General features: G+C 43.8%; 18 protein-coding genes, 1 rRNA gene and 1 riboswitch. Of the genes, 10 read left to right on the forward strand and 9 right to left on the reverse strand.

The genetic code is table 11. The features are described 5' to 3' along the window. Together KI743_RS03735 and KI743_RS03740 are read right to left on the reverse strand one after the other, a co-directional pair. Positions 1-236: ribosomal RNA gene (locus tag KI743_RS03735) — 16S ribosomal RNA — on the reverse strand; the annotation flags it as partial. A 551-nt stretch (positions 237-787) separates the two neighbouring features. Continuing rightward, the gene (locus tag KI743_RS03740) at positions 788-1312 is read right to left on the reverse strand and encodes a DUF3087 domain-containing protein (protein ID WP_285465117.1); all 525 of its coding nucleotides are present in this window, start codon (positions 1310-1312) and stop codon (positions 788-790) included. Between the two features lie 244 nt (positions 1313-1556). On the opposite strand from KI743_RS03740, the gene trmY reads away from it, so the two are divergent. Beyond that, positions 1557-2156 carry a tRNA (pseudouridine(54)-N(1))-methyltransferase TrmY gene (trmY, locus tag KI743_RS03745; protein WP_032553406.1) on the forward strand — a complete coding sequence of 200 codons (600 nt, stop codon included), beginning with the start codon at positions 1557-1559 and terminating at the stop codon, positions 2154-2156. A 103-nt stretch (positions 2157-2259) separates the two neighbouring features. Here trmY and KI743_RS03750 read toward each other — a convergent pair whose 3' ends face one another. After that, positions 2260-2562 (reverse strand): hypothetical protein, encoded by a 303-nt coding sequence (locus KI743_RS03750; protein ID WP_285465119.1) that lies wholly within the window; start codon positions 2560-2562, stop codon positions 2260-2262. Between the two features lie 315 nt (positions 2563-2877). Beyond that, positions 2878-3963, reverse strand: a complete 1086-nt coding sequence (locus tag KI743_RS03755) for a permease (RefSeq protein ID WP_285465120.1) — start codon at positions 3961-3963, stop codon at positions 2878-2880. A gap of 234 nt (positions 3964-4197) precedes the next feature. Between KI743_RS03755 and KI743_RS03760 the strand changes: the two genes are divergently transcribed. Both KI743_RS03760 and sigZ read left to right on the forward strand, forming a co-directional pair. Continuing rightward, on the forward strand, positions 4198-4491 hold the full coding sequence (locus KI743_RS03760) for a helix-turn-helix transcriptional regulator (RefSeq protein ID WP_032553409.1): 294 nt from the start codon (positions 4198-4200) through the stop codon (positions 4489-4491). After that, entirely contained in the window at positions 4478-5062 is a 585-nt protein-coding gene (gene sigZ / locus KI743_RS03765) for an RNA polymerase sigma factor SigZ (RefSeq protein WP_285465122.1), read from the forward strand. The genes KI743_RS03760 and sigZ overlap by 14 nt, the downstream gene beginning before the upstream one ends. A 100-nt stretch (positions 5063-5162) precedes the next feature. Here sigZ and KI743_RS03770 read toward each other — a convergent pair whose 3' ends face one another. Next, entirely contained in the window at positions 5163-5783 is a 621-nt protein-coding gene (locus tag KI743_RS03770) for a YitT family protein (protein WP_285465124.1), read from the reverse strand. 352 nt (positions 5784-6135) lie between these two features. Between KI743_RS03770 and KI743_RS03775 the strand changes: the two genes are divergently transcribed. From KI743_RS03775 to KI743_RS03790, 4 genes are all read left to right on the forward strand, one after another. Then, positions 6136-6357, forward strand: coding sequence for a hypothetical protein (locus KI743_RS03775; RefSeq protein ID WP_285465127.1), 222 nt, complete (start codon positions 6136-6138; stop codon positions 6355-6357). A gap of 15 nt (positions 6358-6372) precedes the next feature. Beyond that, positions 6373-7593 carry an MFS transporter gene (locus KI743_RS03780; protein WP_285465129.1) on the forward strand — a complete coding sequence of 407 codons (1221 nt, stop codon included), beginning with the start codon at positions 6373-6375 and terminating at the stop codon, positions 7591-7593. 152 nt (positions 7594-7745) lie between these two features. Beyond that, positions 7746-8471: a sulfite exporter TauE/SafE family protein gene (locus KI743_RS03785; RefSeq protein WP_152470224.1), complete on the forward strand. Its 726-nt coding sequence runs from the start codon at positions 7746-7748 to the stop codon at positions 8469-8471. A gap of 62 nt (positions 8472-8533) precedes the next feature. Further along, positions 8534-8893, forward strand: coding sequence for an MmcQ/YjbR family DNA-binding protein (locus tag KI743_RS03790; RefSeq protein WP_150868563.1), 360 nt, complete (start codon positions 8534-8536; stop codon positions 8891-8893). 43 nt (positions 8894-8936) lie between these two features. On the opposite strand, the gene KI743_RS03795 is transcribed toward KI743_RS03790, so the two are convergent. Further along, positions 8937-9683 (reverse strand): phosphatase PAP2 family protein, encoded by a 747-nt coding sequence (locus KI743_RS03795; protein ID WP_285465134.1) that lies wholly within the window; start codon positions 9681-9683, stop codon positions 8937-8939. A gap of 409 nt (positions 9684-10092) precedes the next feature. After that, positions 10093-10259: riboswitch (FMN riboswitch) on the forward strand. A gap of 310 nt (positions 10260-10569) precedes the next feature. On the opposite strand from KI743_RS03795, the gene ribB reads away from it, so the two are divergent. Together ribB and KI743_RS03805 are read left to right on the forward strand one after the other, a co-directional pair. Further along, positions 10570-11226 (forward strand): 3,4-dihydroxy-2-butanone-4-phosphate synthase, encoded by a 657-nt coding sequence (ribB, locus tag KI743_RS03800; protein WP_150868561.1) that lies wholly within the window; start codon positions 10570-10572, stop codon positions 11224-11226. A gap of 251 nt (positions 11227-11477) precedes the next feature. Next, complete coding sequence (locus KI743_RS03805) at positions 11478-12326, forward strand: hypothetical protein (RefSeq protein ID WP_285465135.1); 849 nt, start codon at positions 11478-11480, stop codon at positions 12324-12326. A gap of 134 nt (positions 12327-12460) precedes the next feature. On the opposite strand, the gene KI743_RS03810 is transcribed toward KI743_RS03805, so the two are convergent. Continuing rightward, positions 12461-13354: a LysR family transcriptional regulator gene (locus tag KI743_RS03810; protein WP_285465137.1), complete on the reverse strand. Its 894-nt coding sequence runs from the start codon at positions 13352-13354 to the stop codon at positions 12461-12463. Between the two features lie 154 nt (positions 13355-13508). Here KI743_RS03810 and KI743_RS03815 point away from each other — a divergent pair, with 154 nt between their 5' ends. Beyond that, complete coding sequence (locus KI743_RS03815) at positions 13509-14141, forward strand: NAD(P)-dependent oxidoreductase (protein ID WP_285465139.1); 633 nt, start codon at positions 13509-13511, stop codon at positions 14139-14141. A 122-nt stretch (positions 14142-14263) separates the two neighbouring features. Here KI743_RS03815 and KI743_RS03820 read toward each other — a convergent pair whose 3' ends face one another. Both KI743_RS03820 and KI743_RS03825 read right to left on the reverse strand, forming a co-directional pair. Then, complete coding sequence (locus KI743_RS03820; RefSeq protein WP_285465140.1) at positions 14264-14914, reverse strand: cupin domain-containing protein; 651 nt, start codon at positions 14912-14914, stop codon at positions 14264-14266. 138 nt (positions 14915-15052) lie between these two features. Beyond that, positions 15053-15820 carry an SDR family NAD(P)-dependent oxidoreductase gene (locus KI743_RS03825; protein WP_285465141.1) on the reverse strand — a complete coding sequence of 256 codons (768 nt, stop codon included), beginning with the start codon at positions 15818-15820 and terminating at the stop codon, positions 15053-15055. Between the last annotated feature and the right edge of the window lie 26 nt (positions 15821-15846).

The following is a 15846-nucleotide window of genomic DNA, read 5'->3' on the forward strand; positions in this document are numbered from 1 at the left end:
TTGACGCGAGAGGCCCGAAGGTCCCCCTCTTTGGCCCGTAGGCATTATGCGGTATTAGCCATCGTTTCCAATGGTTATCCCCCACATCAAGGCAATTTCCTAGGCATTACTCACCCGTCCGCCGCTCGACGCCGTTATCGTCCCCCGAAGGTTCAGATAACTCGTTTCCGCTCGACTTGCATGTGTTAGGCCTGCCGCCAGCGTTCAATCTGAGCCATGATCAAACTCTTCAATTTAAGATTTTGTGACTCAATGAATACTGATTCTATCTAACGATAGTGAATTGACTGTGCTCTTATTGGTTTTCACTTTAAAAAGTGAAATCAAACAGCTCAAGGCTGTACCAATTCGAATTGGTCACTCAGTTCATTGAAATCATTTTGATTCCGAAGAATCTGTTTGCCTTTGCTTTTAAAAGCGAAAACAAACTTAGTGATATTCATCAACGAGTGCCCACACAGATTGATAGGTTTAAATTGTTAAAGAGCTTTTGCTTATTGAAACTTTCTTTTTACAAAGAAACCTCTCAAAGCGGACGTGCATTCTAGCGATTTAATCTTCAGTGTCAAACACTTTTTTGAAAATTAATTTCTTTCGAATTTTCGTCTTACTGATTACTGCTGAAGCCTTGTGGCGTCTGCCGTGTCAGTGAGGCGGCATTATAGAGATCATCTAAAACTTGGCAACCCCTTTTTTAATAAAAAATCGAAAAAAGTACTTACATGATTATTTTTAATTCAAAACCCATTAATTTTGGCTATACATCCACCGAAAACGCTCTCTACAACTAAAATTCGGCCACTAATTCTTTTCTAAAATCAGACAGACTCAGTTCAAAGCTCCATTTTTCTGCTTCTTCCTTTATATGATCTAACGAAGAATCAACCGAATTCATTGTAAGTGTGTTGTTATCGAGCTCATAGACTTGCTTTTGCGTCGTATAGTAGAAGTAAAGAACGGTAAGTGCGTTTCGATTACCCTCATCCGCCGCGGCTTTAATCTTCTTCAGCTTTCTATATATCTGGTTGTGTATCTGTTTTAAGTTCCAAACGTACACGGCCTCATTAAGGTACGGGTGGGTTTTGATCTTCGATGCAATAAAGGCATTTAACGCAATCGCCAGAACGACCCCAAACAGGTTTAAGTGAAAGTTACCTGTCGATTCGCCCACAATACTCTCCTTAACACCAAACAGCTCAATCAAAAGTGCACCGAACCCAATCGCACTAATCGCAAGAGACGCTACTAATCCAATTAGCAGTACGTTCATCTTCTTTCTATATTCTTCTTTATTGATTTTCTGCAGTTCCATTGATAACTCCTTGATATCAGATGATGGCCATTCTCTATTTCTCCTAACACGTTCTCAACTGGTTAGATGTTTAAATGTGTTAACCATCTATTTACTACGTATAAAAACAATAAAGGTACTTAAAACTGCTCTGGTTAATTGACTTAGCTTAGAGAAAGGAGTTACATACCGCGACAAGTTAGTTAATCATTGATACGGACTTAGAGAACTCGATTCGTTCCGTATAACTAGAAAGGTACATTTCATGCGTTCATTCGTATTGCGTGCTCGTGCAGCACCAACTGAAAGCAAGTTGATTTTAGAAGGCGTTGGTCAAGAAGCTCATACTGAAATATTGGCTCACACGTTGATGAACACCATCTTCGTAGCTCAATCTCATCGTGAAGATGTTACCGTTCATCTTGTGTTGGAAAGTACCAAAGACTTTTCTCGTACTATTACCGTAGATTCAAACGCCATCACGAATATCGGTGGTTTCCACGAGAGCGCACTCTTAGCCGCCGTTGTTCGAGCTGTTGATGCATCTCAAGGCATGGGTAAAGAGGAGACTCGTCAAGTTGAGCCGGGGATTACCGTTCGAACTATCAGTTTCGAAAAGCTAGTAAAAGAACTGGCCGAAGACCACCAGCTGTACATGATGGATAAGAAAGGCGAATTCATCCGCGATGCCGAGATTGCAGACAATCCTTGCTTCTTACTGACAGACCACATCCCAATGCCAAAGAAGAGTTACAACAGCTTAAAACGCTTAGGGACAGAGAAAATCAGTCTAGGCCCTAACATGTTGTTTGCTTCCCAATGTGTTGTGTTGATTAATAACGAATTGGATATCCGCGGTTTCTAACGTCGTTACAAGACCTTCATATAACAAAGCCCGGTATTTCACCGGGCTTTGACTTTAAGCATATTGATAACTCTCCAATACAGTTCATTATCAATACAAGCATTCAAAACAAATCTCGCATTAGCGTCTCATACTGCTCTGTCGCGAGTACAACGAGATGATTCAACTCTTTTGCATCTTTCTCCGCTAATAGCAGCTGCCAATCACAATGTTTACCATCTTGATCTTGCCCTAGCACTTTGATGTTACCTTCTTCAAGCTCAAATGATAGGTGACTGAAGTCGGTATTGTGGTGCTCATGAGATTCTAAAATTTCAAATTCTAGATTGCCTGTAGGGTTTACCTGAATGTGTGCATGACAATCTTGCTGGTTCTTTAACTCATACTCCCTGTGTATTGCGAACATATTCCCTCCTATCTCTAAACCGCTAACTGACTCAGCACAAAATGTACTGCTATAAAAAGTGTAGCTTTAGAAGGGAGTTCGAAGCGCTAAACAGAACACCGATTTGATTCGAGACAACATTGAAGTGAGTAAAGTCATTTTCCGTTCAATACAGCTTGACGAAAGTAATCCATCTCAATTGGTTGAACACATAGAGCAAGCATATTTTGACTAAAAATAGCCTCTCTTGACCATAAAAAAAGAGCCCACCTTGGTGAGCTCTTTCGACATAGATTTTTATCTATCTACGGTTATCTTTCTATTTAGGCTAACTTGTTAACCAAACATAAATGTGTATAGGTAACCTGCACCAATCGCCATGCTAAGAATCACGAATAGGAACGCTGCAATCATCTGATTCTTGAAGATAGATTTCAGTAGAATCACTTCAGTCAAACTTGCACCCGCACTACCAATAATCAATGCCATTACTGAACCAAGTGCCATACCTTTCTGTACGAGAGCTGCACTCAAAGGAATTACGGCCTCTGCACGGATGTATAGTGGAATACCAATTACCGCTGCGATAGGAATCGCGTACCACTTGCCTTCACCTGCATACTCAGCAATCAAGTCTGTTGGGATAAAGCCATAGATGAATGAACCAATCGCAATACCCATCATTAGGTAAGGGAATACCTGCTTAAAGTCTTTCCAAGTCGATAGCCAGATTCGCATCCAACGGCTTGGTTCTTTCTTCTCTACAACTTTCGCAGTTGCCGTACCATCTGCAGAGCAGCATGATACTTCTACTTTTGGTTCTTCTTTGGTGCCACAGCATGATGTCTCTTTTGCCATTACTGGTGCTGGTTCACCGCATGAAGATGTTCCGCAAGACGACTCTTTTTTCTCAACTTTCGGTGTTGAATCTCCGCAAGTAGTTCCACAGCTTGACGCGCCAGCTGATTCGTACGCTTCTGGTTTCACGTAACGTTCAAAGCCAAGCTTCTCAAGAACGTAACCCGCCACAACAGATACTGCCATTGCAATCGCAAAGTAGAACAACGCCACTTTCCAACCAAAGGTCACCACAAATAGACCAATGATCACTGGGTTAAGCAGTGGGCTACCAAACAAGAACACCATCATTGGGCCAAAACCCGCTCGCGCTCTAAGCAAACCTTTAAGGAAAGGAATGGTTGAGCAAGAACAGAATGGTGTGATTGCACCAAGCAGTGCCGCGACAACATAACCTTTTCCTTTGCGTGAGCTTAGGATCGACTGAATCTTTTCTGGTGTCAGAAATTCCTGCAGTACACCAACAATGTAGCTAATCGCTAAGAAAAGGATGATCAGTTCGGTTGCTAAGAAAGCAAACATGTCTATGGCTTCTTTCGCCATGGTGATTATTTCGTTGTTCATAATTAACTCCAAGTTGAGCACTAACAGAATGAAGATCTGGATTTCTTCATTCCGACTTATTTCGAATATTCTCGAATTATAGAAATATAAAATTAATGATCAAGTGTTATTTCGACAAATATCGAAATAAATTTTCCAACGATTGAAGATCAATGACTTAGTGAGAACTAGCTGATGTAGTTTGAAATGGATCTTCATTTCGACTATTATCGAATTAAATTTTGAGGAGCCATCATGAACTTAGAAACTGTAGCTAAAGCATTAAAAGAGCTAGGCCACCCTATTCGCTTATCTATCTACAAGACTGTTGTAAAAGCGGGTTATCACGGTATCGCTGTTGGTGGCTTGCAAGAGGAGCTCGGCATCCCGGGGTCCACTCTTTCTCACCATATCTCTAGCCTTGCATCCGCTGGACTCATCAGTCAAAGGCGTGAGGGACGCACACTTTTCTGTGTCGCAGAGTATGAATGCCTTGATGGTGTTATCGACTTCTTAAAAGATGAGTGTTGCGCCAATGACCAGTGCTAGTGTCGCGAGCCTGAGTCTCGAACAAGTTTGGGCTGAGTATCAACAGGCGCTGAAGGCTTTCTTGCATTCAAAAGTCAGCCAGCCAGATGATGTGGATGATCTACTGCAGGAGATCTTGCTGAAAACATACCAGAACCTGGAGACAGTAAAAGAGTCCGACAGTATCAAGGCTTGGCTGTTTCAGTTAGCAAATCACACCATCATTGATTTCTATCGCAAGCGTGCTCGCGATCAACGTGACAGCAACATAGATGCGGAGGAATTATGGTTCGCAGAGCTTGATCAGAACTCTGAATTTAAGCAGCAACTAGCGCAGTGCATTGAACCCTTTATTCAAGCACTTCCGGAGAAAAACGCATCACTTCTGCTTGCGGTCGATATTGAGGGACAAAGTCAGAAAGAGCTCGCTCTGAGCCAAAACAAAAGCTATTCGACCATTAAGTCGCAGGTGCAGAGAAGCCGAGAAGAACTCAAGAAGTTATTTGAAGAGTGCTGTCACCTATCTTTAGACAAGCACGGCAGTGTTATTGATTGTGACCTAAAACCAGACAGCAATTGTGGCAAGTGTTAACCACAATTCTAATTCAACGTATAGATACCCCTAGGAACAAGACGTAGAAAACGAAAAAGCCAGCAATCTCGCTGGCTTTTTCTTGTTTACGGCATTCAGTTTAATTGCTGCTTGCAGGCTGTGGCGCCACTGGTTGGTAGCGACCTGGCTTATGATTCATAGCCAAAATCAGATTGGTCACCACCGCGCCTAATACCGACAGAAGAATCAGTGAAATGTCGACGATAAACAATGACAGGATAACAATAGTACAGTCCAAGCCCATTTGTACCTTACCTGCGCGAATACCAAAACGCTCTTGAAGGTATAGAGCCAAGATGTTGAAGCCACCTAGGCTCATCTTATGTCTAAAGATCACCAGCATACCTGTACCGATGAGTCCGCCACCGAGCATGGCTGCGTACACCTTGTTGATCTCTGCAATCTGAATAACGTGATACAGATGATCAACCGCGAACGAAACGATAGAAACAGCAATAAAGGTATTGATCGTAAAGCGCCAGCCCATACGGGTAACAGATAAAATATAAAAAGGTAAGTTAAGCGCGAAGAAAACCTGACCAAAGCTAAGCTCTGTGATTTTGCTAATGAAGATAGCTAACCCTGCAGTACCACCAGTCAGCAACCCTACTTGATTGAAAAAGATAACACCGAGTGACACCAATGCACTGCCTAGGGTTAATGCAAGTAGGTTCTCTCTGAGGTTATGATCTTTGTCCATTTGGATGACTCTCCCTTAAATTCCGAAACTTTTCTCGCTCATCCTGAAGCGATTTCGGCACTAGGGTCACGATTTTTAAGGAATATGTCGAGTTTAAGGAGTGTGATCAATGTAACTCAAATCGTACTGTTTTGTTTACAACCCAATAAATAGCCATTGATTACAATGTGTTATATATCACTCTATATAACAAGCTGGCAGGCTTAAGGGTTCGACTTCACTAAGCAAATTTATCGTTCTCTCATCTATGCATAAAACGCATAGATTTAATCACAAATGGTCATTTGTCTCATGTGCAGACTCTCTTTAAGATGCGCGCCTTCTTACAACATTGAGCGCATGTAAAACCCTTATGTTTTCACAATCTCTTTTTGCCCAGCTCGCCAGAATGACTCTATTTTTGGTCATCAGTTTAGTGGCGGTTCATCATAGCCAACCATTGATCGATCTTTTGGCTCAGCACGCTGTAAGTAGTGGGTGCCACCAGCAGTCTGCGCACGAGCATTCTGGGCACGAACATCACCACGACATGGGTGAACATGACATGTCTGCACATCACTCACATCATCATTAATTCAAGAGTATTAGAATGAGTATTTTCCGCTTTCCCTTACTGGTATGGCTTGGGATCGGCACATTAATCATCAGTCTAGGGATCAGACAATCGTTCGGCATTTTCATGATGCCTATTTCCGAGCACTTCAACACGGGTCGTGAGTTCTTTAGCTTTGCGATCGCACTGCAAAACCTGTTGTTTGGTGTTTTTCAGCCGTTTGTTGGTATGGCTGCCGACAAATGGGGCGCTCGACGAATTATCATCGCGGGCGCATGTGCTTATGGCGTAGGTCTGCTTCTTACTTCCATCTCTACCGAATCGAGCATGCTATACATCTCTCTAGGTGCGCTGATCGGTCTAGGTTTGAGTGCTACAAGTTATGTGATTGTTCTTGGTGCTGTCGCAAAAGTCGTCCCTGCGGAACACGCTGCAAAAGCCTTTGGTTTAACAACCGCTGCAGGTTCATTTGGTATGTTCGCAGTGATTCCCGGTGCGCAGTACATGCTTAACGAGTTTGATTGGCAATCGGCAATGCAAGTATTCGCATTACTATGCTGCTTGATGATTTCGTTTGCTCTGTTCATGCGAGCTCCTAAGTCGAAAAACGCAGCAAAAACACAAACTGCTAATGCAGAAAACTCACAGACACTGAAACAAGCATTGTCTGAAGCCTTTGCGCACAAAGGATACTGGCTTATCCACGCGGGCTTCTTTGTTTGTGGTTTCCACGTGATGTTTATTGCAACTCACTTACCAAGTTACTTGGCGGACAAAGATCTACCCGCTAGTAGCGCAGCTATGGCTCTTGCGTATGTCGGTATTTTTAACATCTTCGGCTCTTACTTCTGGGGCGTGATGGGCGATAAATTCAGCAAACGTCATGTGATGTCGGCTCTTTATCTAGTGCGAACAGTAGTTATTGGCGCATTTGTGACTCTGCCAGTAACAGAATCTACAGCAGCGATTTTTGGTGCTGCGATTGGTTTCTGTTGGTTGGGTACAGTGCCACTGACATCTGGCTTGGTTCGTCAGATCTTCGGTGCGCGTTACCTATCGACTCTGTATGGTTTGGTATTTTTCACTCACCAAGTCGGCAGCTTCTTGGGCGCTTGGGTTGGCGGTCGAATTTACGATTATTACGGCTCATACGAACCAATTTGGTGGTCGACGGTCGTGCTGGCTTTTGCTGCTGCGCTTATCCATTTACCAATTAATGATAAGCCAATTGAACGTCTTAAGATGGCAATGGCTTAATGAAAGTAAACGGCTGCTCTAGTGAGTGGCCGTTTTTCTATCCGTCTCGACAAGCTACTCTTTTAACAGAAATTTTGCCGACATATGGGACAGGCAACGCTATTTTAATTTATAGTATTTATCTTCTTATCCAATTCGCAGATTGATAGCACATGGAACTGTTCGATCAGACAGTCATTATCGCAATGGCACTCATTTTTGTTGGCTCTTTCGTTCAAACCGCTATCGGTTTTGGCTTAGCTATTGTCGCGGCTCCGTTACTATTTCTTGTTTCACCAGATTATGTCCCTGCCCCAATCTGTTTAGTCGGTTTGTTTATCTCTATCTTCAATGCCATGAAGCACCGTAGCAATATTTCGATTGGTGGTCTCAAGGTGGCGCTGCTAGGTCGAATTCCGGGTTCACTCGCAGGCGGTGCACTGTTGGTGATGGTATCAACCAGTGTCTTATCTTTATGGCTAGGCCTGCTGGTTGTGTTTGCTGTCATCGTGAGTCTACTTCCATTCAGATTAGAGCCGACACCAGCGAAAATGGGCATTGCAGGATTCTTCTCTGGCTTCTTTGGTACCAGTTCAGGCATTGGTGGTCCCCCAATGGCGCTATTGCTGCAACACCAAGATGCCAATCAATTACGTGGTAATCTGTCTGCCTTCTTCGTATTCAGCTCAATTATCTCGCTGGTTGTTCAGATCCCAATTGGCTTTTTTACGTTGCATCATTTGGTTATTACCTTGCCACTGCTCCCAGCAGCTTGGTTAGGCTATAAACTGGCGTTGATGACTACACAAACTCTACCTAAAGAACAAATTCGAATCGGGGCACTTTTGCTCTGCTCAATTAGTGGAGTAACAGCAATATGGCAAGGATTAGCGGGTTAACTTGTCGAACGGCAAAGCGTCGATGACAATAATAAAGGCAGATCTTAGGAAAGGATGACTCAATGGATTACGAACAATTTAATGAATTCTGTAAGGCGTTACCCGCTACCACGTATGTGATGCAGTGGAATAACTCTCACGTGTGGAAGGTCGGCGGAAAGGTGTTTGCGATTGGTGGATGGGGTCCAGATGATCAGCCTGCTTGTATTTTTAAAGCCTCTAATCAAAATTATGACTTCTTAAAAGACGCTCCCGGTTATCGACCTGCACCCTACTTTGCTTCTCGCGGAATGAAATGGATCCAGTGTACTGACACTCAGCTCGATATCGAAGAGCTCAAATATTATCTCGTTCAGTCACATAAGATTGTCTCTCTTGGGTTAACGAAGAAAAAGCAGGCTGAACTGGGATTGAATCAGTGATGAATCACAGCTGACTTCATCACTGAACTTTCACCGCTTTCAGCTAGCTAAATGACTTAAACCAACTTGGAAGATAGGGCTCTATCTTGTTCGCTGATATCACGGGTACTAAGCCATATAGTAAACCTGAAAAAGCAATCGAGGCTGCTAAATCAATTGGCCTATGCATACCCAACCAAACGCGACTATATGCCACGCCTCCTGCCCAAATTAACAACGCACCTACCCACATAAACTTGCGCGCCTGCCAAAATAAACCACCAAAAAACGCCACGCAAATACCAACAAAGATCATATGCCCAGAAGGAAATGAATAGTCTGTTTCGCCGAGCCAGTGAATCGTTCGCCAATCACTGACCACGCTCGACATCTGCACGATCGCGTCATTCTTAGCAAGCAGTGGCAACTCATAAAATGCTTCAGGTAAATCAACCACCTGTTGCTCAGCTAAATACACAGCATAGGGCCTTGGACTTTCGGTCACGTGTTTAAGGTAAGTCTTGGCGGCAAAGCTCAAGCCAAGCAGGACCACCAATTGAACTCCAACACTGACCAACTTAGAAGCAGGTAAACGCAGTCTCAAAAGCATAATACCGAGCACTGACAACGTGATAAGGAACCCCTGACTACCCGCCGAGTAAGTGACATAAGTGATCAGCGCGCCGACAAACTCATCTACCTTATTCGAGAAGTTAAAATCAGAACCAAATAAAAAGAATGGCAATAGACAATATAGGCTCAGAGCGAGAAGTAATAAGCCCTTGGATTTATTGGAGAAGATGAGTTTCATAGAAGTAGGCTAACGTTGAAAAAATCGAATGCTAGCTCACCTTATCACCCTCAATATCAAATTTTTGTCAGAAAGCTTAGTTAGCAATGATATTTCTATAAATGGCCTAAATTCAATGCCTTGCGCATATTGTTCCACTCATCCACATTCACACCGAATGCAATTAACTACACTCTTTTAACCATTGTCTCTTTTCCCCGCAAACATAGCCATTGTTACCTATTTATCCTGTGATTTACTCTGTGATCAATTTTGCATTAGAACACACTTATGTCGCGAAAACGGGTAATTAATCAGCAAACTGTTCGCTAATTGCGTAAAGTTTGCGGGCTATCCTTTTCATATGCCCATGAAAGGATTACCATTCCTGTGCTTTTGAAACCAAGCTCAAAAGCCAATCAAATTTATTTTTTATTCTCAGGGCGGGGCGAAATTCCCCACCGGCGGTATGTCTTTAGTAACACTATGTACTTAGCAAAACTATAGATAAGCCCGCGAGCGCTCGATTCGTCGAGGTCAGCAGATCTGGTGAGATGCCAGAGCCGACGGTTATAGTCCGGATGAGAGAGAATGGAAACACACCACTCATACCATTGAGTTGGTGCATTTCGTTTTGGATAAAGCCATGCGAACGACGATCTGTCTTATACCAATCACAGTAAGTAAGTGATCAAAAATAGCGCAGGAAAAAGGCTTGAGAACAAGGCAGAGTTTTTCGATAAGTAGTTATTCTACAATCAAAAATTCTAACGCAGTTATCGAGCATTTTAACAAGCTAGGGTGAGCAATTATTTACTACGATTGGTATTGGTGATAGATCGCGATGTCGTTTGGTTGTCATCCCTCATACAAGCCCTGATTCTGGTGATATTTTAGGAGTTAAACCATGAATCAGTCTTCAATTTTGGCCGAATTTGGCGAACCAATCGAGCGTGTTGAAAACGCACTACAAGCACTACGCGAAGGTCGTGGCGTTCTTCTATTAGACGATGAAGATCGTGAAAACGAAGGCGACATCATCTACTCAGTAGAACACCTAACCAATGAGCAGATGGCGCTGATGATCCGCGAATGTAGCGGCATTGTTTGCTTGTGCCTAACTGATGAACAAGCAAACCAACTTGACCTACCGCCAATGGTTGTTGATAACAACAGCGCTAACCAGACCGCTTTCACAGTGACTATCGAAGCGAAAGTAGGTGTAACTACTGGCGTTTCTGCAGCTGACCGCGTAACCACGATCAAAACTGCCGCTAACCCAAGTGCAAAACCAAGTGACTTAGCGCGCCCAGGTCACGTATTCCCACTGCGCGCTCGTAAAGGTGGCGTTTTGGCTCGTCGTGGTCACACTGAAGGTACCGTTGACCTGATGCAAATGGCTGGTCTGCCTTCTGCAGGCGTACTATGTGAAGTGACTAACCCAGACGGCACAATGGCGAAAACGCCAGAGATCGTTGCTTTTGGCAAACTGCACAACATGCCTGTATTGACTATCGAAGACATGGTTGCTTACCGTAATCAATTCGACCTAAAACTGGCATAAACAAAACAACACGTTTAAAGATCAATTCAAGCCCTGCTCTATGAGTGGGGCTTTTTCGTTTATAACGACCACCTATTCCATTGATATCCAAATATATCTCATCAAACTCTCCCTATTTTAGGGCTAAATTGCACCAAGTTAGACAGTCTCGTATACACACAAAAACCTAAACAACTGAATATTAATAACTTTTCATTCTGGCACGCTTAGCGCATACCACTAAGGAGGTATTCACATACAAGGAGTGCGTTATGTTTATGCTTATTTCAACTATCGTGGTTTTGGCTTCAGTTTATGCTTTGTTTCACTATTCACAGAAACGCCAAAAATCAAACGATCAAAAATTTGAAACCTTAGTTTTGCTTCGAGAACTGTTGCAGCTTTCAAGAAAGCACCGCGCGGCGACTCACTATGCGCTGACCTGTAAGCTTTCGACTGAATCGGTACAACGAGTCAACACTCTGTATCAATCCATGATCACCGCATCAAACAGGCTCATCCAAAAAAGTCCATTTGATGGGCGCCCGATGTACCGTATTTATCAGCTCAAAATTAAGGCGATGCATAACGATTGGCAAACTCGAAGCTTGGTACGAAACCAGTTCATTCATGGAAAAACCATTCGTCACAATATGTTGTTGATGGATGAATTAATGATCACTTGGTTGACGGAATCGGAGCAGACTGAACTGGTTGATGATTACCACATGGAGTGGCTACAGGTTTTGGATGCCATGGAGACACTCACTAAGCTAAGAATGTGTATTCCTGATATGGATAAACAAGATGAGTTTCTACGTGCTAAGTTCTACGCCGATCAAATTCATAGACACTTAAACCGCTTGGCGCTGATCTGTCCTTTGAGCTTAGGCTCTCCAACGGGGGCACGTGCTTTACAAACACTTACCGATATCCATGACAGTGAGCAACGTGTAATTACAGCCACAGCTATGTATGAGTTAACCAGCGACATATCCACCATTATCGCGCAAGTGTATGACCAGATACTGTCTCGAATGACTGAGACGCTTTATCTACCTCTTCCAGAGATTTCATTGAGGCTGGCAGACGACCATCAAGGTGTACACGGTTCCGTGTAAAGGCAGCACATTCAAAGTCGTCGTCCTATAGAACTCCCCACATTGAGTTCGTATCCGATATCACTTTTGGTATCGGATTTTTGTTTTTGTAGAGAGGAAAATGTGCAGAGCAGCTTAACGACCATGATGGCAAACTAACTAGGTCGAACAATGTCCTGCGACCAGGTGTCGGCTACAAAATCAATGAACTGACGCACAACTGGCAGTTGGTAGCTTCGCGAAAGATACACCGCCCACAAGGTACTTGTTGGTACCACATACTCAGTCAGGATCGGAACCAGTTGACCCCGTTCAATTATTGGGTTGGCGATGTCACATGGTAACCTCGCGATCCCTTTACCGCGACAAGTGGCTTGAACCAAGACCCCAACATCGTTAGCTGTGATCGTTCCTGATACATCAACCGAATGCTGCTGATTGTCTTTTACAAACTGCCACTTTGACACGTCTAAGTGACGAAAGCAGTTGTGATCTTTTAAATCTGATATGGTTTCAATCGGTGCGTACTGCTCTAGATAGCTAGGCGCGGCACATATCACCGAATCAATCTTCATCAACTTACGCGCGATGAGGTTCTCGTCTGGGGAGTCAGTATAACGAAGTGCGATATCAATCCGCTCATCCACCAGCTGTGTAAAGCGATCTGAAGCGAACAGCTCAATCGTCACCTGTGGATGAAGTTCGGTGAAGGCTTCAACCACATCAAGCAGTAGATGCTGAGTCAGTGCAATCGGAGCCGATATCCGAATAACGCCCGACAATTGATCTGTCATATTAAGCGCACTGACTTCCAACTCAGCAGCTTCATGCAAGATACGCTCACATCGAATCAACGCTGCCTCACCCGCTGTGGTTAAACTGACTTTGCGAGTCGTTCGGTGTAATAGTCTTTGTTTCAACCAGTTTTCAATCTCTTGAACATGCCTCGAAACCTGAAGTCGACTCATACCCAAGTGGTCAGCGGCTTGAGTAAAACTCGAACAATTTGCAACTTCTACAAAACTGCGCATCGCATTTAATCTATCCAATGTGTACTCCCTCGTGCCTCATTTCACTAAGCTTGAGCTGATTAGTAACTTATATAGATACAATCTACATCAACTGGCGATATTTATCACATCCAAGCAAGCTATTAGACTGCAATGGTTGTCGAAACACAGAATTAATTAACGGAGAATCATTATGAAAATTGCAGTATTAGGCGCAACAGGTTGGATTGGTAGCCACATAGCTCAAGAAGCCGCATCACGTGGTCATGAAGTTGTCGCGATTGCGAGAGATACAAGCAAAGTGGAACAGCAAGGCATCGAAGCGCGTACTTTCGATCTGCAAGATCCACAAGCGAAGATCAACGATGTGACGTCTGATGTCGATGTGGTGATTGCCTCAATTGGCGGGCGTGCACTTGGCAACCATGAGTTGGTAAAACAGAGTGCAGAAAAACTATTATCAGAGTTGCCGAGCGGTCGTCGTTTAATGTGGGTCGGCGGCGCAGGCTCGTTGGAAGTTGCACCAAACGTTACTTTAGTTACGGTGCCGGACTTCCCTGAAGAGTACAAAGCGGAAGCTCTCGCTCAAGGTGAAGCGCTGGAAGTATTCAAAGAATCAAACAGCGATGTACAGTGGACTTTTGTGAGCCCAGCTGCGGAGATTTTCCCAGGTGAAACAACATCTCAATATCGCATTGGTGGTGATCAACTGCTAACGGATGCAGAAGGCAACAACAAGATTTCAGTATCAGATTACGCTATTGCGATGCTTGATGTTCTTGAAGGCGGTGAACACATCAATAAAAGAATTGGTGTCGCTTACTAAAGCCTATTGGTTGTAAATACTCCAAGCCTAACCCTTGCCTAGCTCCCGCTTGTTACTCATTTAGCAGTATCAAGCGGGGTTCTTTGTATCTGCTTTAGCAAAGAGTTTTTATAGAACAAAATTTACAGAGGAAGATGGCCAGTTTTAACCAAAATCACTGTCTCTTCTTCTACAAATGGAAAGTGCTCACTCATGTGTGGGCTGCGCATCCAAGTGTGTTTTGGATACACGCCATGCTCATCTTGAAAAGTCCCAGATAGCACGAAGATCTCTTCACCGCCAAAATGACGGTGCGGCTGAAAGCGTTCACCAACAGGCCACTTAACCAAAGCGACATGCTCATGCTCAAACTCGTGCAGCGGCATTACTTGCAAGCCACCGATACCCGGTAGCCACTCAGTTTGGTTGGTATCGACTCTCACCTGAGCCAAATCTCTATCATCGAACTGATTCAATTTGACCAAAATCGTACAGCCATTCTTGCTTGATGGAGAGTGAGTACTACTAGGAGGGTTACGAATATAGGTGCCTGCGGGGAAGTCTCCAGTTTCATCAGAGAATACGCCCTCTAACACAAAGATCTCTTCACCATTAGGATGAGGGTGTTCAGAAAAAGAGGATTCAGGATCGTACTTAACCACGCTGGTCGTGTGACCCGACTCTTTAGCCTCGCGCTCTAATGGCTTTCGCCACACGCCTTTGGCAGGGCTTGCTACCCATTCCATAGGGTCAGTTTCAATCACTAACCTTTTCGAAAAATCCATGTTTAACATGATGGTGACCTTACTCTTGCTATCGTTATTATTGTTTTGTCGCGATTTGTTTAACTGCTTTCATTGTACGCGAATAATTAAAGAGGTGACCATTTCCGATTTGGTTCGGTATACCGCCACCTCTAAAAATTCGGCCTATCAGTTACGCCCTGCAATCACGCCGCCATCGACATCCCAAATTGCACCAGTTACCCAATCAGCACTGTCAGACAACAAGAATGAAATGCTGTTAGCGATGTCCTGTGGTAAACCTACTCGACCGATTGGGTGGAACTCATTGAAGCCTTCAAGCGCCTCATCCACCTCTTCTGGGTTAATAAATGATTCGTAGATAGGCGTTTTAACCACAGCAGGTGATACCGCATTAACTCGAATATTATGCTCAGCAAGCTCCATCGCCATGTGCTGTGTTAACGAATGTAAACCCGCTTTCGCCATTGAGTAAGCCGAAGATGGCGTGGCTTTGATCGCTTGTTTCGCCCACATAGATCCAACGTTCACAATATTGCCGCCACCCGACTGAATCATCTTCTTCGTGACCGCTTGGGTAATAAAGAAAGTAGCCTTGTTGAGTTGCATGTATTGGTCGTAATCTGACGCTTGATGGTCAACAAATGCCTTAGGGTTAAAGTAACCCGCAGCATTGACTAAATAACCAATACCTTCTTCTATCGAAGCTAAATGCTCGATAAGGCGAGCCGTGCTTTCATCGTCATAGAGGTTAGCTTGCCAGCCTGAAGCATGCCCGATAGCTTGAAGCTCTGATACCGCGTTATCTAACTTGGTCGCGTTGTTTCCGACCACCAACACGTGGATATTTTGAGCCGCAAGCTGCTTTGCTGTTTCAAAGCCCATCCCACTTGTTCCACCAATAACGACAGCAATACCTTTTTTAGTGAAGTTCATTTTGTTATCTCCTAAGTCATGTGAAC

It is taken from the genome of Vibrio sp. D420a (genome assembly GCF_030248625.1).
In the GTDB taxonomy this organism is placed as follows: domain Bacteria; phylum Pseudomonadota; class Gammaproteobacteria; order Enterobacterales; family Vibrionaceae; genus Vibrio; species Vibrio fortis_A.